We start from the raw sequence: 25,231 nt of genomic DNA, 5'->3' as shown, positions 1-25,231 counted from the left end.
AGCAGCAAAAACTTGTAAAGGTATCCGTCAATTCTCCAATTAAAGAGTTTATAATTTACAAGGAAAACATAGAGGGGGAAACTCTTATGTTCATTTTGCCGCAACCTGGCCAATTTGCAGACGTTGCTCCGTTTGCTATGGTAGCTTACTGGACAGGCACAACGCCCGAGACCATCGAAAGCCATGTACTTCAGCCACGGGCAAACATCGACGGCACAAGATGGTGGCGACCGGAAGACATACCCGAACAAGGTGGACCACATATCGGCTTTGAGTGGGAAGAACCTAGGCGATTCAGCAAAGTTGTCGTCAAATGGCTACATCCCGACAAAGCACCGGACCCGTCACTAATTAAAGTCCAATACTGGCACCAAAGTTGGCCTCAGCACGGTTTAAGCGGGTGGAATGCGATTGATGACCTTTACAATGGCCAGTGGGTCACTGCGAAAACAAGCCACTTCTGCAAAAATGGAGAAACCATATTTTCTGTTCTCCCTCTTGACCGTGAAGAGCTTGACAGGAACAGCATTGAACCTGTGACATACCGACCAACTCTCCGTGTTCGCCTCCTATTCCCAAAAGGACAAACACCTGAAATATTATCTATAAGGGTTGAAGGCGATTACAAATGGATTGAGTTACCCATCAAGATTGAATTCGGATGCATAAACAAGCGGATACCGCAATCAGGACTACTGGAAGTACACAACGGCTACGGAATGCACGGCGAACAATATACCAAACCAGGGGAAGGAATCAAACTGAACATCAAGGGCAAAGTATTGGATATGTCTGTTCTTGCCGCCGAGGTAACACTCAATTCGCCCGACCGAACGATTTGCACTTTGCATACTGACCACTTCAGCTTTTCATTCCTGCCATTGGAAGCAGTCTGTGAACCAATTTTTATCAAGGACTTTGGCGTATTCATCTCGAGTGGAGTAAGTTTTGATGAATGGTCTAGAAGCCACACACAAACCGAAAAATGCGTCTACGATCGAGTTACAGATGAACCTGAACAATCTTATGAGCGCGCAAGCAGAGAAATCCCACAGCTTCAGAAAACACTTCAGACTCCTCTGCCGAGGTACGTGCCACTTGGATGTGATGGCAATCGGCAAGAAATCGCAGTTCTCTACAATGGCGACATATTAATAGACAGGAGTGCGCTGAAATCAAAGCCAACCGAACGCGAGCTGCTTCTCTGGCCCGAAGGCGAGGACTTGCTTCGATATCGTATTATGACAGGAAGGGCGATGGAAAAGCGCGAAGGTGAGAACGACACCAAACAATCTATCCTCGACGGTTACCTCCCTGTGCTAATTTCGGAATGGGAAACCGAGGGAATTTCGTATCGCCAAGAAAGCTTTGCTGCATTGTTGGAAGGTGGACAGGCGGAGGAAACAAAGCAACGCAGCGACGAAACAACAGTGCTGTTCAATAAAATTTCAATCACAAACACCCTTGACAAGCCGGCAACTGCACTTTTGTGGATTGCAATGGAGCACCCAGAAAGGCTCGAATTAATAGATAGTTGTGTGATGGCAACAGCTGACCTTAAACCTCACAACGGAAAGCCTGACATTGTATATGACCTGCCTCGATTACGTTTATTCTTCAACACAAAAGGCAAAGGCCAACTTGACATAACATCCACAGCCGAATTGCCAAGCGTGGTTCGGTATTCGGTTGCACTTAGCCCGAAACAATCCCACGAGGTCGAACTTCGCGTGCCGTTCATCACTTTCACAGGTATGGAGGGGCGGTCGCAAATAGCAAGCCCTGATTACGCAAACAAACTTAGAGAAACGACTGATTACTGGAAATCTATCATCAACTCGGGAGCACAAATTGAAACTCCTGAGCCTCTCCTCAATGATTTCATTCGCTTCCAGGTTACCCATATTGCCATAACGGCTGACAAAGATCCACTCACTGGCCTGACAATGGTTCCTGCTGCTACACACGCGTATGGTGTCTGCGCTAATGAAGCAATGCATCAAGTTAGATCGCTAGACCTCAGAGGACACCACAAACGCGCAGAAAAGTATCTCGAGCCGTTTCTCAAACTTCAGGGCACGCGCAACCTCCACGGGCGTTTCAAGAACCCTGCCGGGGCGCTCCATGGCTTGCGTGTGAGCGAGGATACCGACTACCAGACTTTCAACTATAACCTCGACCATGGTTTCGTCCTTTGGACGCTCTGCGAACACTACAAAATCACACGAGATAGAAAATGGGCTGAAAGGATTGCCCCTAACCTAATTGCCGCATGCGATTTTATTACTCGCGAGCGCAAGGCTACTATGCGCACAGACTCTCATGGAACCAAGGTATGGGAATATGGGCTACTTCCGCCTGGCCATCTCGAAGACCCACCAGAGTTCCACTACTGGTACGCCGTGAATGTTTATGCGGCACGCGGGATGATTGAGGCAGCGGAAGTGCTCAAAGAGATTAAGCATCCTGAGGCGCAAAGAATCGAGAGAGATGCAAAAGCATTCATGAGCGACGTTCGCCAAGCAGTGCGTGAGTCAATGACACGTGCCCCAGTAGTTCGCCTCAGAGATGGCACATCTGTGCCATTCCAACCCACCCGTTGCCTTCTTAGAGGGAGAGATTGGGGTTGGATCAGAGATGCACTGTATGGCCCCGTGCACCTGATTGACTGTGGTATATATGAGCCAAAGAGCGATGAGGCGACATGGATACTAAAAGACACAGAGGACAATGTGTTTATAAGCCCACTTTACGGCCGGAAGATAGACGACTTTGAGAAATACTGGTTTAGTCAGGGCGGAATTACCATCCAGTCGAACCTCCTGCCAAATCCACTTGTATATCTCAAACGAGGACAGCCCGAGCATGCTATTCGGGCATTCTACAACAGCATGGCGGCGAACCTATACCAGGACGTGCGCGTCTTTTGCGAGCATCCTGTTGAAAGCTACGGGCGCGGCGCGGGACCGTTTTTCAAATCGCCAGACGAAAGTGCTTTCGTCACATGGCTTAGGCACATGCTGGTGATGGAAGATGGAAATACACTCATGATTGCTCCAGGTGCGCCCAGAGCCTGGTTTGAAAATGGCAAGAAAATCAACTGCGAAAACTTGCCTAGTTACTTTGGGCAATTGAGCTTTTCGATAAACTCAATGGCCAATACTATCGAAGCAACAATCAAGCCTCCAAAGCGAAACCCGCCTGATACGCTTGAGGTTCACTTGCGCCATCCGACGAAGAAACAGATTCGTCTGGTAACCGTAGATGGAAAACCTCATGAAAACTTTGATGCAGAAAAAGGGATAATCAGGCTTAAAGCGGCCAACTTGCCTGCGAGAATCCACGTGGTCGCTGTTTATTAAGTTGCAAGTGTTCTATCTCTTGGATAATAAGTTAATAATCGAGCCAAGCCATAAACTTAATTATTATTCCTCATGCGCTTGAAATTCTGGCGGTATCTCAAGCTTGGCCGTGCCTGCGGTACACTTATCAATTGCTTCCACAATATTTGGCAGCTTGTGATATGGGATGCTGATGATTAGCTCGTCAGGCTTATACGGACGCGTTCTTCTAGCTGTCCAGTCGAGAAATGTAACATTAATCTCGCCAGATACTATTGGATAAGCAATTGCCATGTGGCATCCGGAACCAATGAGCTCAGTTCTTGGATTAATGCCATCCCAATAAGCCGCAAGCTGTATCAATCTACACGCCTGCTCGGCATTTACGAGGAATAGCACGACATCCGGCATTAGTCCTGCCTTCTCCATGGGCGCTAAAATTACATTCTCCGCTGCACCTTTTGGCGGAGGGGTACCCAACATCATCACCCTCTGGAAAACGGCAATCGAGCAAAAGAGTTTCTCGCCATTAACGAGGAACTTCTTTAGTGCTTTATCCTGGTCTCCGCTGGGTCGCGGGCCGAGACCAAGATGCCAAATTCCGCCGGGACATGAGGAACTATCCTTTGTAAGATTAATAACTTTGCCGTCTCGTGCATCTAAAATCGCCTTGCAAGCCGAGTGTTTCCCGGGCTCGGCGTTCTTCGCCGGTTCCATCGAATATGTAACTGCTACAGGGCTACCCCTTAGCTCAAGGACATTTTTCAACCTTTGTGAGTATTCCTGCCAAATCATTGTCAACCTCCCCAAAATTGCTAATAGCCATTGAATACCAAACGCAGTCCAACATTAATAATCAGCTTACAAAATCCTATTCTCCTATTACCTTAGCCACAACTCTCTTTCTTCGCTGTCCATCGAACTCACAGTAAAAAATTGTCTGCCATGGACCCAAATCGAGCTGACCGTTCGTGACGGGAATTATAACTTGGTGATGGGTAAGTAGGTTCTTCAGGTGGGCATCACCGTTATCCTCACCAGTCTGATGATGGCGGTAATTTGGGTTGAACGGCGCAAGTCGCTCAAGCATATCGTCGGCATCCTGGAGAATACCTGGCTCATTATCATTTACCCATACACCGGCAGTAATGTGCATAGCCGAAACTAGCATCAATCCCTCTTTGATGCCGCTCTCTTTTAGGATTCTTGCGCATTCACCAGTTATATTAATGTACTCTCGCCTCTTGGAAGTATTAAACCAAAGGTATTCTGTATGCGATTTCATCCAGTTTCACCCTTCACAATCTTAATCTTTATGCTTAAGCTAAGTCAATTACAATGCTCAAAATGAAGGAATGATGGTTTTTTTATCGAAAGATATTTTGAATTTATTCTTCGCTGGAGGATATTATGGGATTTGGTTTACGCTTCCGTCTTAGTTTAATGATGTTCTTAGAATATGCAATTTGGGGAGCCTGGGCTCCTGTTCTTTGGCCCTATCTTGTAAGTGCTCCACCAAATGGATTGGGGCTTACTCCGCAACAGGCCGCCTTACTTTTCGGGCTACTACCACTAGCATGCATCTTGGCTCCATTCACGGGCGGGCAAGTTGCAGACAGATGGGTACCGACCCAGTGGTTTCTGGCATTTGCTCAGCTGATTGGTGGGGTGTTTCTCCTGATTGCTGCCAAAACCCATGGGTTTGGAAACATAATGCTTGTGTTCGGTCTTTATTGTCTGCTTTTTGCACCGACACTTGCTCTAACAAACTCGCTAGCATTTCATCATCTGAAAGACGAGAAAGCCTTTGGTGAAATAAGAGTATGGGGAACTATTGGCTGGATTGTAGCAGGCCTGGTGCTAACTCTTTGGCGAAAAACCGGCACACCGCCTGGCATGGCAGACTGCCTTCTGCTCGCAGGCATATCAAGCATTATTATGGGTTTATTCTGTCTAACGCTACCCCACACTCCGCCCACTAAGGACGAAGCAGCCGACCCACTTGCGTTCCGAAAAGCATTTGTTCTATTAAAAGATACAAACTTTCTTATCTTTATCCTAATTGCGTTTGTAGTAACCACAGAACTGCAATTTTATTATCTGCCGACTGCGGACTTCCTTAACCGAGCGCTTAGAATAGACACTTCTGATATACCAGCCACTATGTCAGTAGCTCAGGCTGCTGAAATCATCGCTATGGCATTTCTCCTGCCTGTTGCACTGCGAATTTGGGGTGTCCGAAGGACTCTTGCACTTGGTGTGATTGCTTGGCCGCTACGCTACATAGTTTTCTCTGCTGCTCCCTATGGTCCAGTTGAGGTAATGCGGCCGCTCGTAATAGCATCCCTTACTCTTCACGGCTTTGGCTATGCATTCTTCTTTGCCGCAAGCCAGATATTTGTGGATATGGTTGCAACCAAAGACATCAGGGCATCGGCACAAAGCCTTTACGCGCTAGTAACTCTCGGAATCGGCACGTGGCTGGGGATGCAGTTCACAGGATACATTCTCAAGGTATTTCCGACCACAGTCGACCAGCACATGTGGACAAAGGTCTTCCTAGTGCCCTGCGCGCTAACCGTTGCTTGTGCACTGGCATTCTTGCTTTTCTTCAAGGATCCTGAAAAGGAAGCTGTGGTTGTAAAATCCTAGGGAAGGGGCAATTCGCATATAGCTCCAGCTGTTATTATACGTGGAGTTCGATTATGTCGCGATCTTCAAGCACATGATCCCGGCTGACCATTTGGCCTTCGAACTTTGAGGCGCCCCAAATTCGAGCATACCTCAGCTTCTCAGCAAAATCTTTGTGGATCATTGTAGCTAGCTCGATTACAGTCGTGCCGCGCGGGACGACATATGGGGTATCCATATCGGCTGGCTTTCCTGGTACTTTCGTATAAATGCGGACAACATCAAGCATGCGGAAAACTTGCTGCTTGAGATCCTCCAGCCCTTGGCCCGTCTCGGAAGATACTGGGATAATAGGAAATCGGTCTCCATAAAGTTCGCGGATTACCTCCAAGTTTTCGGCGCTTTCTGGGCAATCCATTTTGTTTGCTACAAGAATCGTCTTCTTTGGAACAACAATGCCCAGTTCGTCCTTGGGTATTGGCCTATCCCACCCATAAAGTCGCACACGGAACTTTTCTAGTATGCGAAGAGTGCTTTCGATTTCTTCGAGCACCGAACCATTGCTCACATCAAGAACAAACAAGATTCCATCAGCGTTTCTTGCGATTGCTGCCATCCAAGGTTCCGTAAACTCTTCTGTGATTGGCGGCATATCTACAATTTGGAATTGTATATCCTCATACTCCATCATGCCCGGCAATGGCTTTTGGGTTGTGTACGGATACTCTCCAATCTCAGGTTGAGCATTCGTAACGCGCGATAGCAGTTTTGATTTGCCTGAATTTGCGGGACCAACCAGAACTACCTGTCCGCCGCCCTCCTTCTCGACGTTATACAAGCTAGAAGACCGCTTGCCTTTGGCAATCCTCTGCTCTTCCTGCTCCTTTAGCTTAGCAATTCGGCGTTTGATATCGCCCTGCATGTGCTCGGTTCCCTTGTGCTTGGGAATGACCGCAAGCATTTCTTCCAGTGCAGCAAGCTTCTCCTCAAAAGTTTTCGCCTGGCGGTATCGTTCTTCAGCTTCCTTATATTGTGGGGTTAGATTTGCAGGCATTGCAGTTACATCACCGAGGAAAATTTAACATATTTTACGTTGAATTCCAATCCTCAAGCACAAGCAGAGCAATACAGCAAGGGGCAAATTGGCGGTTAGTGTCTCGATGTCAAACCGCTGAAATGATCTCATTGTTTACCTGCTCGATGGTTCGGCATCCGGGCCTAACGATGAGGAATTCTGTTTCATCCCAATCGCCAAAAAGAAGCCTATCTATTAGTCGCGTGTCGCCCGGGATTTCTTCATATGACCATCCCCTATTTTCGGCCAATCGCTTTGTAAATTCGCGGTAGCTTTCAATATTGCCCAGCCCCGTATTAATAAAAGCTGCCCTATTGTAGTTTACGAGCCAAAGGCGCTCTTGCTCAATTAGGAACTGCGCGTTATCCTCGCCGTATTTCTGAACATACTCCTTAAAACGCTCCTCTTCAAGACGCTCCTGTATCGAGTCCACCACACCTTGCCTAATCTCTCCTTCTTTGCGCTCAACCCATCCTGGACTGTGGTAATAAGTCCCAGGATGCTGTTGAAACTCCTCTTTATATCGCTCTCTTGAGCCGAGAAGAAGAGTAATACAATCGTGAGCGCGCGGAACGACGATTGGCGTGCTCCTAGCCTCGAGGTCAGCAGTACCCCTGCTGCACAACCCGTATGCTAAAACGATATATTCGAATCTGCCGTCGGAAGCAATATCAATCTCTTTCTGAATCCGACGCCGAAGCTCATCGGGCTCATTGTGGAGACCGAACGGTAGAAGAATTAAATCTACGACGTGCGGCGAATAAGCGGTCGCCCGAGCGCATTCACGGGCAAAAACCTCGCAGGAAATTGCACAAAGCCTCAACTCTCGCCTCCTTCGAACAGCTCTTGGACTTCCTTTATCTGCTGAATTATTGGGATGTTATTGGGGCACTTCTTCTCGCATTCACCGCATTCTGTACAATTTATCGGATGGCGTTCTTTCATTCGTGCATACGAGCGCACAGCCCATTCTTTAAGGCCGAAAACTTTGTAGTAATTGCGGATGCGGAATAGACCTGGAATACGAACCTCATTTGGGCATGGCATGCAATAATTGCATCCCGTACAGAACCTCTCACCAAGGGCTTTATATTCATCAAGTGTCTTGATGAGTACATCTCTTTCTTCGACTGTGAGCGGCACGAATTCCTCAGCAGTTCGAACGTTCTCCTCAACCTCTTTAACCGAAGTCATGCCCGAAGGCACTGTGGTCACATAAGGATTCGACATAACAAAAGTAAGAGCTACTGCCGCTGTGGACGTTCGTTTCCCGCCAGCCAAGCTAGACAAAACGTCCGATGGAGTAGCAAGCATTCCGCCGGCTAGCGGCGTCATGATGACAACTCCGATGCCATGCTCGTAAGCATACTGAATAACAGGCTCCTTTTCGCGATTCAGCATATGGTAGGCGAGAGTGATGCTTTCAATGCAGCCTGTATTGAGACACTCGATAACATGTTCATTTGACTCATGACTTGTCATACCAATGTGGCCAATAAGACCTTCGTCACGAAGCTTCTCTAATGCGTCGAGCGCTCCGCCTTTCTTGAAAACCGCATCGTACTCGGGCCATCTAAAATCCCACACCTGATAAAAATCCACATAATCAACTTCCAGCCTCTGAAGCGAGCCCTCAAAAGCCCTTTTGACATCATCTTGAGTAGTTTCGGGTTTAACTTTGCACTTTGTAGAGATATATACTTTATCTCTGCGACCCTTTATGCCCATACCAACTTTTATTTCGCTTCGGTTGGAGCAATACCATTCCGAGGTCTCAAAGTAATTAATACCAAGGTCAACCGCCCGACTGACAACTTTTGCGCCTTCTTCATCATCATCCGGAAGGCGCATGCAACCAAGACTCAAAAGCGTGAGTTTCTTTCCAGTCCGTCCAAGCTCTCGAAGCTCCAATTTATTTGTCCCTCCCCATATATAAAATTAGACGTGAGTCGAGTTTAAGCCTTCGTAAAATACTTAATTGTTCTACCCACGTCTAAAAATCACAAGATGATGCGTATTCTAATTTACCTACTAAAGCCGTTTGGTGAGAATCACCTTGGTTCCATCGGGACCGACCACAAAATCCACCTGGTCCATGAGTGCCCGCATTATGGGGATGCCAAATCCTCTATCACTGCCACATCCAACCTTAGATTCTATCCAACTTCCTGCACCCTGGTCTGCAATTTCGATTCTAAGCTCCTTTTCGGTCCGTGAAAATGTTACAGTTACATCGTTTTCGCTACCCAGAGGCGAGCCGTGTTCAATTGCATTAGCACATGCTTCTCCAACGGCAAGCTTTAGATCATAAACGGAATTGTTACTCAGCTTTAACTTCTCAGCTACTTCTTGGGTAATCAAGCGCACTAGAACCAGGTATTTCATATCCGCTTTGAAGCGCACCTCTACCTGATTATTTTGCATGAAAATCGCAGAGACTCTCTTGAGCCGAGGAATTCTAATTCCCTCGCATTGGCACGAATGCCTTCGCATAGGGTTAAGACTTCTCACTAAACCCTGGCTTTTTCTCATTTTTACCACCCCTTCCATAAACTCTGCATTGCATTGACTGCGTCGGGGGGTGACCGCGCCTTTGAATCTAGACTCGAAAATTCCCTGCCGCCAAGGAAGCACAAAGTCGGTGCTGTGAAATGTGCCGGCCGCCTCAGCGCAAATCACGCAGATTGGAAACGTGGGGTGATTTACATAGTTCAAAGTACCAGGGGGTCACTTTGTTTATACCCAATCTAACATCTGTTCAAAACTTATTAACCAGGCTCTTGATATCTCTGGGAGCTTCGCCAACTGTATAGAACGAACCAGTTACACACACCAAATCATTAGAAGAAGAGAGCGCAAGGGCACGCCGTACAGCTTCCCGAATAGGCGTGATTTGCTCCACGTTTGAGCAGAATTGTCTAGCTATGTTAGCAATTGTTTCAGCGGGCGCCGCGCGAATATTTGAGGACTTAGTAGCTATAATCGTGTGTGCAAGTGGCGCAAGTTCCGACATTACGTCTTCAACGGAATGGCCGGATACCATCCCAATAACAAGTATCAGCCGATTATGGGGAATGCGACAAAGCGATTGAGCTAGCTCCCGCGCAGCGTTTAGATTGTGCGCACCGTCCACAACTACAAATGGCTTCTCATGTAGCACTTCAAGTCGACCGGGTGCATAAGCTTTCTTTAACCCCTCGCGGATTGCCTGCTCAGAGACGCAAAAGCCATGTTCTATCAAAACTTCAATGGTTGCAAGTGCTGTCGCAGCATTTACCAGCTGAAATTCACCCTTCATTCCAACTTCAACATTCTCATATCTCGTCAGAATGCCGTCAAGCGAAAAAGAGTTCTGAACGCTACTCTCACAAAGCGGCCCCCTAAGTGAACTGTCCTTTTGAGGCTCTACTTTAAAGCATCTAGCATAATTTGTAGGCTGGACATGAAAAAGATTAGTATGTCGCTCATCGCACACCTGTCTGATGACTTTCAGAGCTTCGCTATCCTGGGCAGCTGTGACCACGGGGATACCTTCCTTGATGATGCCTGCCTTCTCAAATGCTATCTCTGATATGGTATTGCCCAACCTTTCCATATGATCCAATCCGACATTCGTTATAACACTCACAAGAGGAGTTACAATGTTCGTGGCGTCAAGCCTGCCCCCAAGTCCTACTTCCAAAACAGCGAAGTCAACCTCTTGCTCGGCAAAATACAGGAGCGCAATAGCTGTCTTCATTTCGAATTCAGTAGGGTGACCATGCGGTGTCTTTTCTAAAGCCAAAGCATGTGGCCGGATTGTATTCACCAGTCTGACGAAATCAACAGGAGGAATCATTTCGCCATTAAGCATGAAACGCTCCCGGATATCATAGACAAAAGGTGAATAATATGCTCCAACCTTGTAATTATTTGCCCGCAAAATTGCCGATACCATTGCGGCAGTAGAGCCCTTTCCGTTTGTTCCGGCAATATGTATTATTCTCAGCTTGTTCTGAGGGTTGCCAAGACTCTCACAAAGAGCACGGAAACGCTCCAAGCCGAGTTTAATCACGGATTCACCCAGGCTGTGGATATACTCAACAGCCTCTTCATATGAAAAAATATCATTCATGGTAGCAAGCGAATTTGAAATATTTACCTCTGTCTAGACTAGCAATTACTTAGTTTTCAATAACGCCAGGCTACTCTCCTTTCGTCAGCATGTCGAGCCGCTCTTGAAGCTTTTTACGTCGGTCGGCAAGCTCTTGGGCAATTCGCTGTTCTTTCTCAATTACATGTGCTGGCGCACGAGCAAGGAACTGTTCATTAGTCAGCTTTGATGTGGTTCTAGCAAGCTCGCGTTCAACTTCGGAGAGTTCATTAGTAACTCGCGCAATCTCTCGATCTATATCCACTAATCCGGCAAGCGGAATGTATATATCCGCCTCGGGCAAATGCGCCGATATAAAGCGCACATGCTCCGTCGAGGGTCTGGAAGAGGCAACTTCGAGCTTGCTTACCTTAGCCAAGGTCATTATGCTTTCTATTCCTGACGAGATTGCAGCCCTCGCATCAGAAGATTCGGAAACAACGATGCACCCAACCGTTTTGCCAGGTAAAACGCCTATTTCCGCCCTAAGATTGCGAATTGAGCGAGTAATTTCCATTATGAGGTCCATCCACCACTCTGCCTTTTCATTGATTAAAGATGCATCCGCTCCGGGGAATGCAGCTTTCATAATGCTTTCACCTTCGTGAGGAATAGACTGCCAAATCTGCTCTGTAACAAACGGCATAATTGGATGAAGAAGACGCATGGATGTCTCAAGCACATACCAGAGAACATATTGAACAATTGGCTTTTCTTCACCTTGAAGCCTAGGTTTTGCAAGCTCTATATACCAATCAGCATACTCGCTCCATAAGAAATCATAAAGCACTCGGGCGGCAGCATCCATATCATAGTTGGCAAAGCCAGCATTGACAGTTTCAATGGTTTTCTGAAGGCGGCTTAGTATCCATTTATCCTCATTTCGCAAAACCTCTGGTGAAGGCTCCTCAGGAAGTTCACCAGATTCGGCGTCGAGACTCAACATCACAAAGCGAGCAATGTTCCAAATTTTATTGCAAAAGTTCCTGATTGCTGCAACTCGCGACTCAGAAAAGCGGATATCCTGTACTTTGCCAACCTGCTGAATCAAAGCAAATCTGAGTGCATCAGCGCCATATTTCTCGACGAGGTCAAGAGGGTCGATTCCTGTGCCAAGCGACTTGCTCATCCTGCGACCCTCTTCATTTAGAACTGTGGCATAGATATACACATCCCGAAATGGTATCTCATTCAGGAAATACAGGCTCGTCATAATCATCCGTGAAACCCAAAGATAGATTATGTCGCGAGCGGTTATCAAAACTGATGTTGGATAGAAATACTCAAGCTCCCATGTCTTCTTGGGCCAACCCATTGTAGCGAAAGGCCAAAGGGCAGATGAAAACCAGGTGTCGAGAACGTCTGGATCTTGTTCAACACTCCTACTGCCACATTTTGAGCAAGCACTGACTTCTGTTTTTGATGCTGTATACTCGCCACAATCTAGGCATTTCCAAATTGGTATCCGGTGACCCCACCACAGCTGGCGGGAGATACACCAATCCCGAATGTTTTCCATCCAATCAATGTATACGCTCGCATAACGGTCGGGGACGAAGCGTACGCTTCCGTTGCGAACTACTTCAATGGCTGGTTGAGCAATTTGCTTCATACGGACAAACCACTGCTCCGAAAGTAGGGGCTCTATGGTGGTGCCACACCTGGCGCAAGTTCCAACTGAATGGACATATTCCTCTTCACGAACAAGTAGACCCTGACTCCTTAGCTCCTCGACGATTGCCTCACGCGCCGCATACCGGTCCATCCCTGCAAACCTTCCTGCCTCTTCCGTCATACTTCCATCTGTGCCAATTACGACCACCTGCTGAAGGTTGTGGCGCATGCCTATCTCGAAGTCGTTTGGGTCATGTGCAGGCGTGACTTTGACCGCCCCAGTACCGAAATTCGGGTCTACATGAGTATCAGCAATAATCGGAATGGAGCGCCCCATTATTGGTAGAATAGCATTTTTTCCTATAATGCCGAGATATCTGTCGTCTTCGGGGTGCACAGCCACCGCAGTATCGCCTAGCATAGTTTCTGGGCGCGTGGTGGCTACCGTTACGACACCTGACCCATCTTCCAATGGGTAGTCAATGTGCCAAAGGTGGCCGGCGACTTCTTCATACTCAACTTCAATATCCGATATCGCTGTCTGGCATCTTGGACACCAATTGATAACGCGAACGCCCCTGTATATCAAGCCATCGTTAAACCAACGGATGAACTCCTCCAACACAGCATCCGCGTATCCTTCATCCATCGTAAATCGAAGGCGATCCCAATCAAAAGCATATCCCATACGCTTGAATTGGCGGATTATCGTGCCGCCATATTCCTCACGCCACTGCCAAACACGCTCGAGGAATTTCTCCCGGCCTAGGTCGTGGCGTGTCAATCCCTCCATCGCCAACTGCTTCTCAACCACATTCTGAGTAGCAATGCCGGCATGGTCAGTACCTGGAAGGATTAGGACATTGAAACCCTGCATTCGCTTCCAGCGCCCAAGGACATCATGGATCGTATAACAGAGTGCATGGCCCATATGAAGCGAGCCAGTAATGTTCGGCGGTGGAATTGTTATGGAGTACATTTTCTCCTTCCCAGGATCTTCTCTAAGAAGATCCTCGGCATTGCCAGCTGCAAAGTATCCTTTCTCCATCCAAAAATCATACCACTTTGGTTCGACTACTTTTGGGTCATAAGTTTTCGGCAATGTGTCGTATCGGTTCATAGTCTCCTCCCCGTGTCTTAAAAGCACAAAGCTCCTTCCATCCTAAAGGACGAAAGGAGCTTCTTCCGTGGTACCACCTTAATTCGCCTGCCATTGTAAAACATTAACAGGCCTCGTTTTTAGCTATAACGGGCTTGCCCGGCCAGGCTTAATCCCTAGGGGTTTAAAACCTTACCCCACCGTCATCGAAAGCAATCATGAAGTTCTTTTGCAATTTTGCTCTGCTTCGGCTTCCTCACGCCTTTGACAGGCTCAACATTCGACGATGAGACTCAGCCTGACAGCTCTGGGGCGACGTTCTGCGACTCGATTCCGGAAAGTTCGCACCAAACACTTTCCTCTCTGAAGGCCGCGGCCGCATACTCCTCCCCTTCTAAGCCTTTGCCCTTTTCTTTTGTTTCTTTGTGCTATTCAAAAGCGCAATCTCGAGAACCTCGTCTGCATGCTCAACTGGCTTGAAGGTTAGCTCCTCTCTAACGTAATCAGGAATGTCCTCGAGGTCCTTGACGTTGTCCTTAGGAATAATTATAGTTCGTATACCCGCGCGATGCGCTGCGAGAACCTTTTCTTTGAGCCCGCCAATTGGAAGAACTTTGCCGCGAAGGGTAATCTCGCCGGTCATTGCGACATCACGCCGCACCGGCCGCCCGGTTAGCGCCGATGCGAGAGCTGCTGCCATCGTTATGCCAGCAGATGGTCCATCCTTTGGTATCGCACCTGCAGGCACATGTATATGAACATCCATATTATTTGGAAAATCCTCAGGGATGTCAAGCTGCGCAGCCCTAGACCGCACATAAGAGAGTGCCGCCTGCGCCGATTCTTTCATTACTTCGCCAAGCTGTCCAGTCAGGATTAGCTTTCCTTCCTGGGCGCGCATAAGGCCTACTTCGATGCTTACTGTGTCTCCGCCGAACTCGGTGTAAACCAAGCCAGTCGCCGCACCAACCTCATCATGCTCTTCTGCCATGCCATAGCGGTATTTCGGTTGCCCTAAGTAATCCTTGACTTTGTTGGGTGTAACTCTAGTCTGCGTATTCTTTCCTTCCGCTACTTCTTTCGCTACCTTGCGGCAGATAGAAGCAATCTCGCGCTCAAGATTTCTAACGCCAGCTTCGCGAGTATATTCTCTGATAATCTTGCAAAGGGCCTCATCAGTGATTTTTAGAAGCTTTGGCTTCAGCCCATGTTCTGCAATTTGTTTGGGTACAAGAAACTGCTTTGCAATATTTATTTTGTCATCTTCGGTGTACCCTGAGAATGGAATAACTTCCATTCTATCCTTCAATGCAGGTGGAATAGGATCAAGTAAGTTTGCGGTTGTTATGAACATTACGTCTGAAAGATCAAAAGGAACCTCAAGGTAATGGTCGCTGAATGCGAAGTTTTGCTCAGGGTCAAGCGCTTCGAGCAACGCTGCTGAAGGATCCCCTCGAAAGTCCACTCCAACTTTATCAATTTCATCCAGCATAAAAACTGGATTACGCGAACCCGCTTGTTTTATGCCTTGAATTATTCGACCTGGCATTGAGCCGACATATGTGCGCCGATGGCCGCGTATCTCGGCTTCGTCCCGAATTCCACCAAGTGAGACTCGGATGAATTTCCGTCCCAGAGCCCGGGCTATCGAGCGCCCTATGGATGTCTTGCCAACTCCTGGAGGCCCAACAAAGCAAAGAATGGGACCTTTCATACCTCCTGAGAGCTGCTTGACAGCCAAAAACTCAAGGATGCGCTCCTTCGCTTTCATTAAGCCATAGTGGTCCTCATCAAGGACGCGGGCAGCTTCCTGTATGTCAATGTTATCTTCCGTGCGCTTGCTCCACGGCAATGAGATTAACCAATCGAGGTATGTTCTAATTACAACGCCTTCGGGAGCAGCATACGGCATTTTCTCCAACCGTCCTAACTCTTTCATTGCACGCTCCCGAACCTCTTCTGGCATGCAGGCTTCCTCTATCTTGCTTTTATACTCCTCAATTTCGCCGTATCTCTCGTCATGTTCGCCGAGCTCTTGCTGAATCGCCTTCATCTGCTCACGGAGAATGAACTCACGCTGTGTGTCGCTCATCTCCTTTTCAACGCGGTTTCGAATGTTGCGCTGAATTTCGAGGATTTCAACTTCCTTCTTAAGAAGGAGATTGAGCTTATCCAGTCGGTCGCGCACAGATGTACTTTCTAGGATTTCCTGCTTGGATTCGACACGCAGTGGCAGATAAGGAGTGATAGCATCGGCAAGGCGACCTGGGTCGGTAATGTTGACAACGTTGACGAGCGCCTCTGGCGGAATGTTTCGGCCAACGTTGACAATTTGTTCGAACAACGCCGTTACGCTCCGCATAAGAGCCTCTATTTCGAGGCCGTACTCCTCTTGCGTTGGCAGTGGCTCAACTTTAACCAGGAAAAATGGCTCCGTTTCCAGATATTCGGTAATCCTAGCACGTTCGATACCTTCGAGGACTACGCGAACCGTCCCGTCGGGCACCCGCATAATCTGCATTATTTCAGCAATTAAACCCACGGTGAAGGTATCGTCCGGCCCTGGGTCGTCGGTCGCCACTTGTTTCTGCGCCACAAGGAGAATAAAACGATTGCTAGCCATTGCCTCATCGAGCGCGCGAATTGACTTTGCACGCCCGACAAAGAGTGGAAATATCATGTGCGGAAAATAAACTTCATTCCGCACTGGTAGCATTGGTAGTATTTCAGGCAATGAGGGAACAGTTTGCTCTTCAAGCGAAACTTCCTTGCTTGCTCTCCTGCTTTTTCCTGCTTTTGTTTGGGATTTCGCCATCCGTGTATCCTCTTCCAAAAAGGGAAAGTCTCGTGGGGCTCCTTGTATTTTAAAGGAGCCCCTTTGACTTGGGGTTCAGACTCGTGCTCTCGAAACAAGCACTCTACGAAGCTGCTCTCATCTCATCAATTGTAATTAGCTTTGGTTCTTTTTTGCCGAGAATCACATCTGCATCAATGATACACTTCTTTACGCCCCCAACAGACGGAATCTCGTACATAATGTTTAGCATGACTTCTTCTATAATCGCGCGGAGCGCACGTGCGCCAATACTACGCTTCATTGCTTCATGAGCAATAGCCGCAAGAGCATCGTCCGTAAAACTTAGCTCCACTCCATCATACTCGAAGAACTTTTGGTATTGCTTAACAAGTGCATTCTTTGGTTCTACAAGTATCCTTACCAAAGTCTGTTCATCCAGTGCATCAAGGGTTGCGATGACCGGAACTCTACCGATAAATTCCGGTATAAACCCATATTTAAGCAGGTCTTCAGGAAGCACTTGAGAGAGAAGTTCGCCAACGTTGCGCTCCTTCTTGCTTTCGACCTTGGCACGGAAGCCCAAAGCCTGGTCGCTCAGCCTGCGTTCGATTATGCGGTCAAGACCCTCAAATGCGCCACCACAGATAAATAGTATGTTGGTGGTGTCAATTTGAATGTATTCCTGCTGTGGATGCTTTCGGCCTCCTTGCGGAGGGACGTTCGCCACAGTTCCTTCCAGGATTTTAAGTAGTGCTTGCTGAACACCCTCTCCAGATACATCACGTGTGATTGAAGGATTGTCTGACTTTCGACTGATTTTGTCTATTTCGTCTATATAGACAATCCCCCGCTGGGCATTCCGTATTGTGTTCTGGAGGCTATCGCCATGGTCGGCTGCCTGCAGAAGCTTTAGGAGGATGTTCTCAACATCCTCACCTACATAGCCAGCCTCGGTCAACGAAGTTGCGTCAGCAATGGCAAAGGGCACGTTTAGTATTTTGGCGAGCGTCTGTGCTAGCAGTGTCTTACCACTTCCAGTCGGTCCGATTAAGAGGATATTGCTCTTTTGCAATTCCACGTCGGAAACTGGTGCATTTATGCGCTTAAAGTGGTTGTACACAGCTACGCTTAGAATGCGCTTTGCCTTCTCCTGCCCTATGACATACTGACTTAGAATCCGGTATATGTCTTTTGGCTTAGGTATGCTTCCGAACTCAAACGATTCTTCTCGGCGCCCAAGCTCAGCCCGAATGGTTTCGTTACATAGCTCCAAGCATTCCAGACATATTCCACCATATGGGCCTACTATAAGTCTTTGCACTTGCTCGCGGCTCCGGCCGCACAAAGCGCACCGTTGCTCGCCGCGTTCGAATCCAACCCGTGCCAAATACGTGCCCTCCAGTACTTATTTTCTTAATCAAAGACTCTCTTTACCTATTTGAACCTTCCAGAATCTCGTCTATCAGGCCATAAGCCAGTGCTTCCTCGGCCGACATGTAGAAATCCCGGTCGGTATCGCGCTCGATTTTTTCAATTGGCTGTCCAGTGTGCTTTGCAAGCAAACTGTTCAAAAGCGCCTTGTATCGAAGGATTTCCCTTGCTTGGATATCTATATCCGAAGGCGTACCCTGAAATCCGGCACTGCCCTGATGTATCATCATGCGTGCGTTTGGAAGAGCATATCGCTTTCCTTTTGCGCCACCAGCAAGCAGTATTGCCGCCATGCTTGCCGCTTGGCCGACGCAGATAGTCGCCACGTCAGGCTTTATAATCTGCATGGTATCGTATATTGCCAGTCCAGCCGTGACGAGGCCGCCCGGGCTGTTAATGTAGAATTCAATATCCTTATCAGGGTCTTCCTTCTCAAGGAAAAGAAGCTGTGCGATTACTAGGTTAGATACGTCATCATCAATTGGCGTGCCAATGAATATGATCCTCTCCTTCAACAGGCGGGAGAAAATATCATAAGCCCGCTCCCCCCGAGAGGTTTGCTCTACAACCATTGGTATTAGTGCCATTTTTGTTTCATTCTCCTTCCGGTTAGCTAATCGAGCGTGTGCAGCCCGACTTGAAACGCGGAAAGGCAATTGAGGGTTAACGTAGCGAATTGCCAATTACCCCCATTACCGATTATGTGCTTTCCGCGCTGTTTTCTGCACTTTTTATATTAGATACTGATCTTAAAAACTCAAAAATCTTTCGGTTGAGCAGGCGATTTCGAAGACTCTCAGCACCTCCTTGGGTGTCTAGAAAACTGACCACTGCCTCGCGCGTAGTTTTTTCCTCGGTTGCGATGCGGTCAATTTCAGCTTCTACTTCTTCATCGCTGACTTGGATGCCTTCTTTATTTGCTATCTCCCCAAGGACTAAGCCTGCGCGGAGTCGCCTGGAAGCTGCTTCTCTAAGGCTTTCCAGTAACTGTTCCTCCGTCTGGCCAGTTTGGCGCAGATAGTCTTCCATGGTAGCGTTTTGGCGCTTGACTTGCTCCTCAATGTCTTCGAGGTCATGACGTACTTCGTGCTCGACCATTACCTCCGGGAAGCAGATATTTGAGCGAGAAACAATCTGCTCAACAATCTTGCTATCTACCTCCCTATCGGCTTCTCGGTTGCGTAATTCAACCAAGCGCCTTCTGATATCCTCACGAAGCTGGTCAAGCGTTTCGAAGTTTGATATCTCCTTCGCAAACTCGTCATTGAGCTCTGGCAGTACACGAATTCGGATGCTGTCGACAGTAACGTCGAAATCCGCCTTTTTGCCCGCAAGGTCGGGGTCGGCAAAATCAGCCGGATAAGTGAGCGAGAAGGTTCTCTTCTCACCTGGCTTCATGCCTATGATTGCTTTATCAAAATCGGGTAGATTTGTTCCAACATGTAATATCGACCTCGTAGACCGGCTGTTCTCCTCTCCTTCGACCCTGGATGTGATTTCCGCTATAACAAAGTCGCCGTTCTCGATTCCACGGTCCTCCACCGGCTTTGAGGTTGCTCGACTCTCCCTAAGGTGCTCGAGCTGGGCTTCAACATCCTTGTCCGTGACTTCAACCTTCGGTCGCTCGACCTCAATTCCTTTGTAATCTCCAACTTCTACCTTAGGTGGAAGCGGCACCTTGGCTTTGAAAACGAAAGGGCTGTCCATCTCGAACTTGACCACTTCGAGTTCAGGCTCTGCAAATGGATGTAGGTCGGCTTGCTTCAACGCCTCGGCGTATGCGGTTGGGATTAGTTCCTCGATAGCTCTTTGTCGAACAGATTCAGGCGAGATATAGCGCTCCAGAATTGCTTGAGGTGCTTTCCCCCGGCGGAATCCCGGAACGTCAATTTTTTGTGCAAGCTCCTTATATACTTCCTTGACAGTCCTGGCTACCTGTTCAGCATCCACTTCCACGTTCAAAGTGGTCGTACAAGCATCCTGGTGCTCAACCGTAACTTGCATAATCAATCTCCTTTAAAACCAACAAAACAATACCTCGTCGGGGCAAGCCCTAGCGACGAGGCATCAAGAAAACAGTACAGAGCACAAAGTGCTCTTTACAAAGACAGCGGGGACCGCCCGGATGCCCGAGTATCGGAGACCTTGTACTCTGTACCAAAATTGGAGCGGGAGACGGGATTCGAACCCGCGACATCCACCTTGGCAAGGTGGCGTTCTACCCCTGAACCACTCCCGCATTCTTAGTGTACAAGGTATTCAAGTACCGAGCACAGCGCTTTAGGGAATCGAACACGCTGTTCTCTTGATCTCTATACCTCGTACTTTTTGGTGGGCGAGAGGAGAGTTGAACTCCTACGCCTTTCGGCACTAGATCCTAAGTCTAGCGTGTCTGCCATTCCACCACTCGCCCGTGTGCCAACCGTCTGAAATGGTGGGTCGTACAGGATTCGAACCTGTGACCCGCTGATTAAGAGTCAGCTGCTCTACCAACTGAGCTAACGACCCGGATTTTCAATATAATTCAAAAGGCGTTGCCGCCTTACTAACTGCATTTCAGCAGCTAGCCCTGCCGAAGAGGCCCGCAGGACTCGGCAGATCACAGGCGAATTATACACACTCCGCAAAGTTTTGTCAAGCGAAGTTACAACTCTCTTGGCGGGCCTGGAGGGAATCGAACCCCCAACACCCAGTTCCGAAGACTGGTGCTCTATCCGTTGAGCTACAGGCCCGGAGCTCAACTAAATTTTACTCTATACAAGGTCAAATGTCAAGGTTCATATTTTGGTTGCTAGTTTTATCTTGTCTTCTTAAGCATTAGAAGACGACACTCCAGGCATTTCCGAAAACAACAAATTTCCCCTCTTGTCCTATTGCTTATGCCTAGAGAATGACTGACAGCAACAAGCGAGGAAGAAACATCGAGACCAATAAGGTCCTGTGTTATTCTTCATGCTCAAGGCATAGGACAACGATTCCGAGCTTTTGGGGGCGAGGCATGAGGATGCGCAAGAACCGCAAAAGGCGATTTTGTCTCTATCAAACCCCTTGCTATATCTTCCATGTTGTCAATCGCCTCTTTGGCAGTCCGACCCTCTGCGTGGCAACCTTCTATCAGTGGGCATGTCGCAACATACCTGCCGCCTGGTAGCTCGGCGACTTCGATTGGTAGAATGAACTTTTCCACTTTGCGTCCTCCCGAGCGAGATCAAAGTAGAAAGTTAATATTTAGCGCTTGCAATTTCAAGTATGCGCTCGACAACCTGGTCAACTGTCAGTTCATCAGAATTAATCTCGACAGCTCCAGGGACCTTTGTCAGCGGACTATCTGCCCTGGTGCTGTCACGATGGTCCCGCTCTTCAATTTCGCGCTTGAGGGTTTCTATGTCTACCGAAATTCCTGCGGCTTTCATTTCTGCATATCGGCGTCTTGCCCGTTCCTCAACTGATGCTGTGAGGAATATTTTCACTTCCGCATTGGGGAGGACGACCGAACCTATGTCGCGCCCTTCCATTACTACCCCGCCACCGCTTGCTAGCCGTCTTTGCTGGGCGACTAAATGCTTTCGTACGCCCGAGATTGCCGACACTGGCGAAGAAAGCCGCGTAACCTCAGGACTTCGAATTTCTTCAGAAACATCCTTTCCGTCCACGAATATTCGGGACCCATCGCCCATTGGAAAGTCAATCTTCACTTTGGCAACCATATCCACAATTGCTTCCTCATCGGAAAGTGGTATGCCTTTCTCGAGCGACTTCCAGGCGACTGCACGGTACATTGCTCCAGTATCAATATATCTCAAACCAAGACGACGCGCAACTTCTTTAGCCACAGTTGTCTTTCCGGCACCCGCCGGACCGTCAATGGCTATGGATATCCTCCTGTTCATCCTGGGCTACCTTATAATTGCAACATTGCAAATCAACATTATAATTTCGAAACATTTTTGGGCGCAGGGCAAATCGCACAATGACATTTGCCTATATTAACTAGAATCTTTATTCTCCTGCGGTGGCCAAAATATGCTATCCCTTATCTGCTTTGCAGAACCAAACCATTTCATGAATGCTTCGCCGTCATTTGACTCCAAGGTCCGCAGGCCTTCGGTAAGATGCTGTTTAAAGCTCTCAGCCGCTTTCTGAATTTCTTCAACATTCGTCAAGCAAATATCACGCCAAAGGACTGGCGAGCTACTTGCTACGCGCGTCATATCACGAAAGCTACCGGCAACAAGATTGAAAACCTGAGGGTTTTTTAGAGAATATTCATGTGCCATGGATACAAGTGCCGCCGCAATAATATGCGGAAGATGGCTAACTGCTGCCACACACCAATCGTGCGCCTCTGGATCCATAACTATCACTTTAGACCCAATTGCCTCTGCTAGTTTTTGGACAACAGCCATGGCTTCAGGACTAGTTGCGCTTGTTGGCGTTAGAACATACGTCGCGTTGACAAAAAGTTCGGGATTTGCTGCTTCAACGCCCGTCATTTCGGAGCCAGCCATCGGATGGCCGCCTACAAAATGGACATCCTTGCGAACTATTCTATCTGCCTGCCTGCATATCTCGCCTTTCGTACTGCCGGCGTCAGTAATAATGCATCCATTTGGGGCCGCCATCACCGCTTGTTGAATAAAATGAACCTCCAAACCGACGGGGGTGGAAATGTATACTAAATCAGCATCACGAACTCCTGCTTTGATGTCGGTCATCCATTCATCTATGGCGCCAAGATCTACAGCTTTTTGAAGCCGCTCTGGGTTTCGACCAATACCGATGACGCTCTCAGCCAAGCCTCGTTTTTTCAGGGCCATCCCAAACGAACCACCGATTAGCCCAACACCAACTATTGCCACATTATCAATTAGTCTCAATTGTTTCGCTCCAACTTGGTTTTCTTCCGACAGCGTGAATTAAATGTACCAATTCCTTCATCAGCTTGTCGAACGTATCAAACTTGAGTGACTGGGGCCCGTCTTTTAGCGCATGCTGTGGTTCGGGATGAACTTCGATTATTAGACCATCTGCTCCTGCTGCGATTGCCGCTTTTGCAACAGGACCAACAAACTGCCACCGTCCCGTACCATGGCTAGGGTCGGCAATTATGGGCAAATGGCTAAGCTCAGAAACCGCTGGAATTGCATTTATGTCAAAGGTATTTCGAGTAACGGTCTCGAATGTTCGTATACCCCGCTCGCATAAAATGATTTCATAATTGCCTCGTGCGGCAATGTATTCTGCTGCCAGAAGCCATTCTTCGACGGTTGCTGACATGCCACGCTTCAACATGACAGGCTTTCGCGCTTGACCAATTTCCTTTAAGAGAGCGAAATTGGTCATGTTTCGCGTGCCAACTTGAAGTATATCGGCATACCTCATTACCAGCTCAACATCGCGCGTATCCATAACTTCGGTGATAATAGGCATGCCAGTTTCAGCACGCGCTGCGTCAAGAATTTTTAAGCCATCTTCACCAAGCCCATGGAAGCTATATGGTGAGGTGCTTGGTTTAAAAGCACCTCCACGAAGAATGCGAGCACCAGACCGATAGCAAGCACGGGCGGTTTCCAATACTTGCTTCTCGTTTTCAACGCAGCATGGGCCAGCCATAACCACAACCTCGTCCCCACCTATCTCAACGCCCCTAACATTGATAACAGTCTTCTCGGGATGGAATTCACGACTAACAATTTTGTAGGGCTTCAGAATTGGCACCACGCGCTCAACGAATGGAAGCGCTTCAATCTGCTGGATAATAAGAAGCTTATCTTCCTCGGGAGCACCAATTGCCCCGATGATTGTTTTTTCTACGCCGCGAGAAAGATGTATTCCATAACCGCGCTCCTTGAGGCTCGCGGCTAGTTTTTCTATATCTTGGTCGGTAGCATCAGAAGATAATATGATAATCATTGTTCCTGTTACTTAAGCCTGAAAGCTAAACTCGAACTTTAAACTTAACCGAACAGAACTGTTCGCAGAGTTTCAATAAACCTTTTATTCTCCGACTCGGTGCCAATGGTAACCCGAATGTAAGTTGGGTAACCAAATATATCGCCGGTTCGTACAATGACACCTCTCTTTAGGAGCTCTGTAAACACCTGGCGAGAATCACGTTTAAGGTCTACCCAAACGAAGTTTGCCTCAGTAGGCGTATATGGAAGGCCCATTTCCTCAAATTCGCGGTATAAGTATCGCTTGCCCTCGGAATTGCACCGTCGGCTACGTTCAACTTGTTCTGGATCGCCAAGACTAGCAATTGCCCCAATTTGGGCAACACTGTTCACGTTGAAAGGTTCACGAACTTGATTCAAACACTGAATTATCTCTGGCCTTGCGATTGCATAACCAACTCTGAGGCCAGCAAGCCCATATATTTTCGAGAAAGTTCGCAACACGATAACATTGGCTCCAGCTTTAACGAACTCCAACATCCTTGGGAACTCTGGGCTCTCAACATATTCATAATAGGCCTCATCAAACACTGCAATAACGCGTTTTGGTAGCCGAGATATAAGCCGTTCAGCATCTTTTTGTGTAACCGCCGTCCCTGTTGGATTATTTGGGTTTGCGACGAATATGAGCCGCGTGCGCTCGGTGATTCGGTCACCCATTGCATCAAGGTCATGTGTGAAGTTCTTGAGCGGTACCATGATGCATTCGCAATTATTCAGGATTGCTGCAGATTCATAGCGCACAAATGACGGGTCAGCTTGGATTACTTCATCACCCGGCGAAAGAAACGTTATGCCGATATAGTGGATTAGTTCATCTGACCCATTTCCTGGAAGCACCTCATCTTCGCTTACGCCCCAGTGCTTGGCAAGCGCTTTCTTTAGGCTGAAGCAGCTTCCATCGGGGTATAATGCAACATTCTCCACGGCTTTCTTCATGGCTTCTACAGCCTTCGGAGAAGGACCAAGTGGGTTTTCATTCGAAGCGAGCTTAATAATATCGGTGATGCCATACTCGCGTTCTACTTCTTCAATTGGCTTACCAGGTGAATAGGGTTTTAATCGCTGTATATTCTCTTCAACAAGGTCACTTATAGCCATAAGTATTCTCCTACAATATTTGGTTCAGTTTAGCACAGATAAATAGGAATTGACAA

The 25,231-nt window shown here is 47.9% G+C and carries 19 protein-coding genes, 4 tRNA genes and 1 other annotated feature; of the genes, 2 read left to right on the top strand and 21 right to left on the bottom strand.

Features of this window, described 5'->3' with window-relative positions:
• Window positions 1-86: 86 nt before the first annotated feature.
• The gene (locus K6T99_01065; GenBank protein MCL6518397.1) at window positions 87-3,362 is read left to right on the top strand and encodes a hypothetical protein; all 3,276 of its coding nucleotides are present in this window, start codon (window positions 87-89) and stop codon (window positions 3,360-3,362) included.
• 63 nt (window positions 3,363-3,425) lie between these two features.
• Here the strand turns inward: K6T99_01065 and K6T99_01060 are convergent, their stop codons facing one another.
• Together K6T99_01060 and K6T99_01055 are read right to left on the bottom strand one after the other, a co-directional pair.
• Window positions 3,426-4,136 (bottom strand): DUF169 domain-containing protein, encoded by a 711-nt coding sequence (locus K6T99_01060; protein ID MCL6518396.1) that lies wholly within the window; start codon window positions 4,134-4,136, stop codon window positions 3,426-3,428.
• Between the two features lie 76 nt (window positions 4,137-4,212).
• Window positions 4,213-4,626 carry a secondary thiamine-phosphate synthase enzyme YjbQ gene (locus K6T99_01055; protein ID MCL6518395.1) on the bottom strand — a complete coding sequence of 138 codons (414 nt, stop codon included), beginning with the start codon at window positions 4,624-4,626 and terminating at the stop codon, window positions 4,213-4,215.
• Between the two features lie 125 nt (window positions 4,627-4,751).
• On the opposite strand from K6T99_01055, the gene K6T99_01050 reads away from it, so the two are divergent.
• On the top strand, window positions 4,752-5,993 hold the full coding sequence (locus K6T99_01050; GenBank protein ID MCL6518394.1) for an MFS transporter: 1,242 nt from the start codon (window positions 4,752-4,754) through the stop codon (window positions 5,991-5,993).
• A 34-nt stretch (window positions 5,994-6,027) separates the two neighbouring features.
• Here the strand turns inward: K6T99_01050 and K6T99_01045 are convergent, their stop codons facing one another.
• The 19 genes from K6T99_01045 to hisC all read right to left on the bottom strand — a co-directional run bounded on the left by K6T99_01045 (window position 6,028) and on the right by hisC (window position 25,175).
• A complete protein-coding gene (locus tag K6T99_01045; GenBank protein MCL6518393.1) occupies window positions 6,028-7,026 on the bottom strand; it encodes a TGS domain-containing protein in 999 nt (332 codons plus the stop codon).
• 109 nt (window positions 7,027-7,135) lie between these two features.
• Entirely contained in the window at window positions 7,136-7,870 is a 735-nt protein-coding gene (locus K6T99_01040; GenBank protein MCL6518392.1) for a DUF1638 domain-containing protein, read from the bottom strand.
• Window positions 7,867-8,958, bottom strand: coding sequence for an aldo/keto reductase (locus K6T99_01035; GenBank protein MCL6518391.1), 1,092 nt, complete (start codon window positions 8,956-8,958; stop codon window positions 7,867-7,869). The genes K6T99_01040 and K6T99_01035 overlap by 4 nt, the downstream gene beginning before the upstream one ends.
• A 120-nt stretch (window positions 8,959-9,078) precedes the next feature.
• Window positions 9,079-9,579: an ATP-binding protein gene (locus tag K6T99_01030; protein MCL6518390.1), complete on the bottom strand. Its 501-nt coding sequence runs from the start codon at window positions 9,577-9,579 to the stop codon at window positions 9,079-9,081.
• A gap of 226 nt (window positions 9,580-9,805) precedes the next feature.
• Complete coding sequence (locus K6T99_01025) at window positions 9,806-11,161, bottom strand: bifunctional folylpolyglutamate synthase/dihydrofolate synthase (protein ID MCL6518389.1); 1,356 nt, start codon at window positions 11,159-11,161, stop codon at window positions 9,806-9,808.
• A gap of 70 nt (window positions 11,162-11,231) precedes the next feature.
• Window positions 11,232-13,913: a valine--tRNA ligase gene (locus tag K6T99_01020; GenBank protein ID MCL6518388.1), complete on the bottom strand. Its 2,682-nt coding sequence runs from the start codon at window positions 13,911-13,913 to the stop codon at window positions 11,232-11,234.
• A 42-nt stretch (window positions 13,914-13,955) separates the two neighbouring features.
• Window positions 13,956-14,298 (bottom strand) — a binding site (T-box leader).
• Window positions 14,287-16,707 carry an endopeptidase La gene (gene lon / locus K6T99_01015; GenBank protein ID MCL6518387.1) on the bottom strand — a complete coding sequence of 807 codons (2,421 nt, stop codon included), beginning with the start codon at window positions 16,705-16,707 and terminating at the stop codon, window positions 14,287-14,289. (Overlaps the previous feature by 12 nt.)
• Window positions 16,708-16,810: 103 nt before the next feature.
• A complete protein-coding gene (gene clpX / locus K6T99_01010) occupies window positions 16,811-18,076 on the bottom strand; it encodes an ATP-dependent Clp protease ATP-binding subunit ClpX (protein ID MCL6518386.1) in 1,266 nt (421 codons plus the stop codon).
• Window positions 18,077-18,119: 43 nt separating this feature from the next.
• Window positions 18,120-18,707 carry an ATP-dependent Clp endopeptidase proteolytic subunit ClpP gene (clpP, locus tag K6T99_01005; protein MCL6518385.1) on the bottom strand — a complete coding sequence of 196 codons (588 nt, stop codon included), beginning with the start codon at window positions 18,705-18,707 and terminating at the stop codon, window positions 18,120-18,122.
• Between the two features lie 112 nt (window positions 18,708-18,819).
• The gene (gene tig, locus K6T99_01000) at window positions 18,820-20,124 is read right to left on the bottom strand and encodes a trigger factor (protein ID MCL6518384.1); all 1,305 of its coding nucleotides are present in this window, start codon (window positions 20,122-20,124) and stop codon (window positions 18,820-18,822) included.
• 160 nt (window positions 20,125-20,284) lie between these two features.
• Window positions 20,285-20,359, bottom strand: a tRNA-Gly gene (locus tag K6T99_00995).
• 90 nt (window positions 20,360-20,449) lie between these two features.
• Window positions 20,450-20,533: transfer RNA gene (locus tag K6T99_00990), tRNA-Leu, on the bottom strand.
• Between the two features lie 19 nt (window positions 20,534-20,552).
• Window positions 20,553-20,628, bottom strand: a tRNA-Lys gene (locus K6T99_00985).
• Between the two features lie 148 nt (window positions 20,629-20,776).
• A tRNA-Arg gene (locus tag K6T99_00980) sits at window positions 20,777-20,852 on the bottom strand.
• A 224-nt stretch (window positions 20,853-21,076) separates the two neighbouring features.
• On the bottom strand, window positions 21,077-21,307 hold the full coding sequence (locus tag K6T99_00975) for a type II toxin-antitoxin system HicB family antitoxin (protein MCL6518383.1): 231 nt from the start codon (window positions 21,305-21,307) through the stop codon (window positions 21,077-21,079).
• Window positions 21,308-21,341: 34 nt separating this feature from the next.
• Window positions 21,342-22,010 carry a (d)CMP kinase gene (gene cmk / locus K6T99_00970; protein ID MCL6518382.1) on the bottom strand — a complete coding sequence of 223 codons (669 nt, stop codon included), beginning with the start codon at window positions 22,008-22,010 and terminating at the stop codon, window positions 21,342-21,344.
• A gap of 96 nt (window positions 22,011-22,106) precedes the next feature.
• Window positions 22,107-22,997, bottom strand: coding sequence for a prephenate dehydrogenase (locus K6T99_00965; protein ID MCL6518381.1), 891 nt, complete (start codon window positions 22,995-22,997; stop codon window positions 22,107-22,109).
• Window positions 22,984-24,033, bottom strand: a complete 1,050-nt coding sequence (aroF, locus tag K6T99_00960) for a 3-deoxy-7-phosphoheptulonate synthase (protein MCL6518380.1) — start codon at window positions 24,031-24,033, stop codon at window positions 22,984-22,986. Before aroF ends, K6T99_00965 begins: the two co-directional genes overlap by 14 nt.
• 44 nt (window positions 24,034-24,077) lie before the next feature.
• Entirely contained in the window at window positions 24,078-25,175 is a 1,098-nt protein-coding gene (gene hisC / locus K6T99_00955; GenBank protein MCL6518379.1) for a histidinol-phosphate transaminase, read from the bottom strand.
• Between the last annotated feature and the right edge of the window lie 56 nt (window positions 25,176-25,231).

This window comes from Armatimonadota bacterium, assembly GCA_023511795.1.
Lineage (GTDB): Bacteria > Armatimonadota > UBA5829 > DTJY01 > DTJY01 > JAIMAU01.
The sequence above is the reverse complement of the archived record's forward strand: the minus strand, read 5'-3'. Positions and strand labels throughout refer to the sequence as shown.

Coding starts and splice junctions, on each gene's coding strand:
- K6T99_01055 (MCL6518395.1), bottom strand. CDS start 4,626: ATGAAATCGCATACAGAATACCTTTGGTTTAATACTTCCAAGAGGCGA.
- K6T99_01050 (MCL6518394.1), top strand. CDS start 4,752: ATGGGATTTGGTTTACGCTTCCGTCTTAGTTTAATGATGTTCTTAGAA.
- clpP (MCL6518385.1), bottom strand. CDS start 18,707: ATGGCACTAATACCAATGGTTGTAGAGCAAACCTCTCGGGGGGAGCGG.
- K6T99_01030 (MCL6518390.1), bottom strand. CDS start 9,579: ATGAGAAAAAGCCAGGGTTTAGTGAGAAGTCTTAACCCTATGCGAAGG.
- K6T99_01020 (MCL6518388.1), bottom strand. CDS start 13,913: ATGAACCGATACGACACATTGCCGAAAACTTATGACCCAAAAGTAGTC.
- cmk (MCL6518382.1), bottom strand. CDS start 22,010: ATGAACAGGAGGATATCCATAGCCATTGACGGTCCGGCGGGTGCCGGA.
- K6T99_01065 (MCL6518397.1), top strand. CDS start 87: ATGTTCATTTTGCCGCAACCTGGCCAATTTGCAGACGTTGCTCCGTTT.
- hisC (MCL6518379.1), bottom strand. CDS start 25,175: ATGGCTATAAGTGACCTTGTTGAAGAGAATATACAGCGATTAAAACCC.
- K6T99_01045 (MCL6518393.1), bottom strand. CDS start 7,026: ATGCCTGCAAATCTAACCCCACAATATAAGGAAGCTGAAGAACGATAC.
- K6T99_01060 (MCL6518396.1), bottom strand. CDS start 4,136: ATGATTTGGCAGGAATACTCACAAAGGTTGAAAAATGTCCTTGAGCTA.
- aroF (MCL6518380.1), bottom strand. CDS start 24,033: ATGATTATCATATTATCTTCTGATGCTACCGACCAAGATATAGAAAAA.
- lon (MCL6518387.1), bottom strand. CDS start 16,707: ATGGCGAAATCCCAAACAAAAGCAGGAAAAAGCAGGAGAGCAAGCAAG.
- K6T99_01025 (MCL6518389.1), bottom strand. CDS start 11,161: ATGAATGATATTTTTTCATATGAAGAGGCTGTTGAGTATATCCACAGC.
- tig (MCL6518384.1), bottom strand. CDS start 20,124: ATGCAAGTTACGGTTGAGCACCAGGATGCTTGTACGACCACTTTGAAC.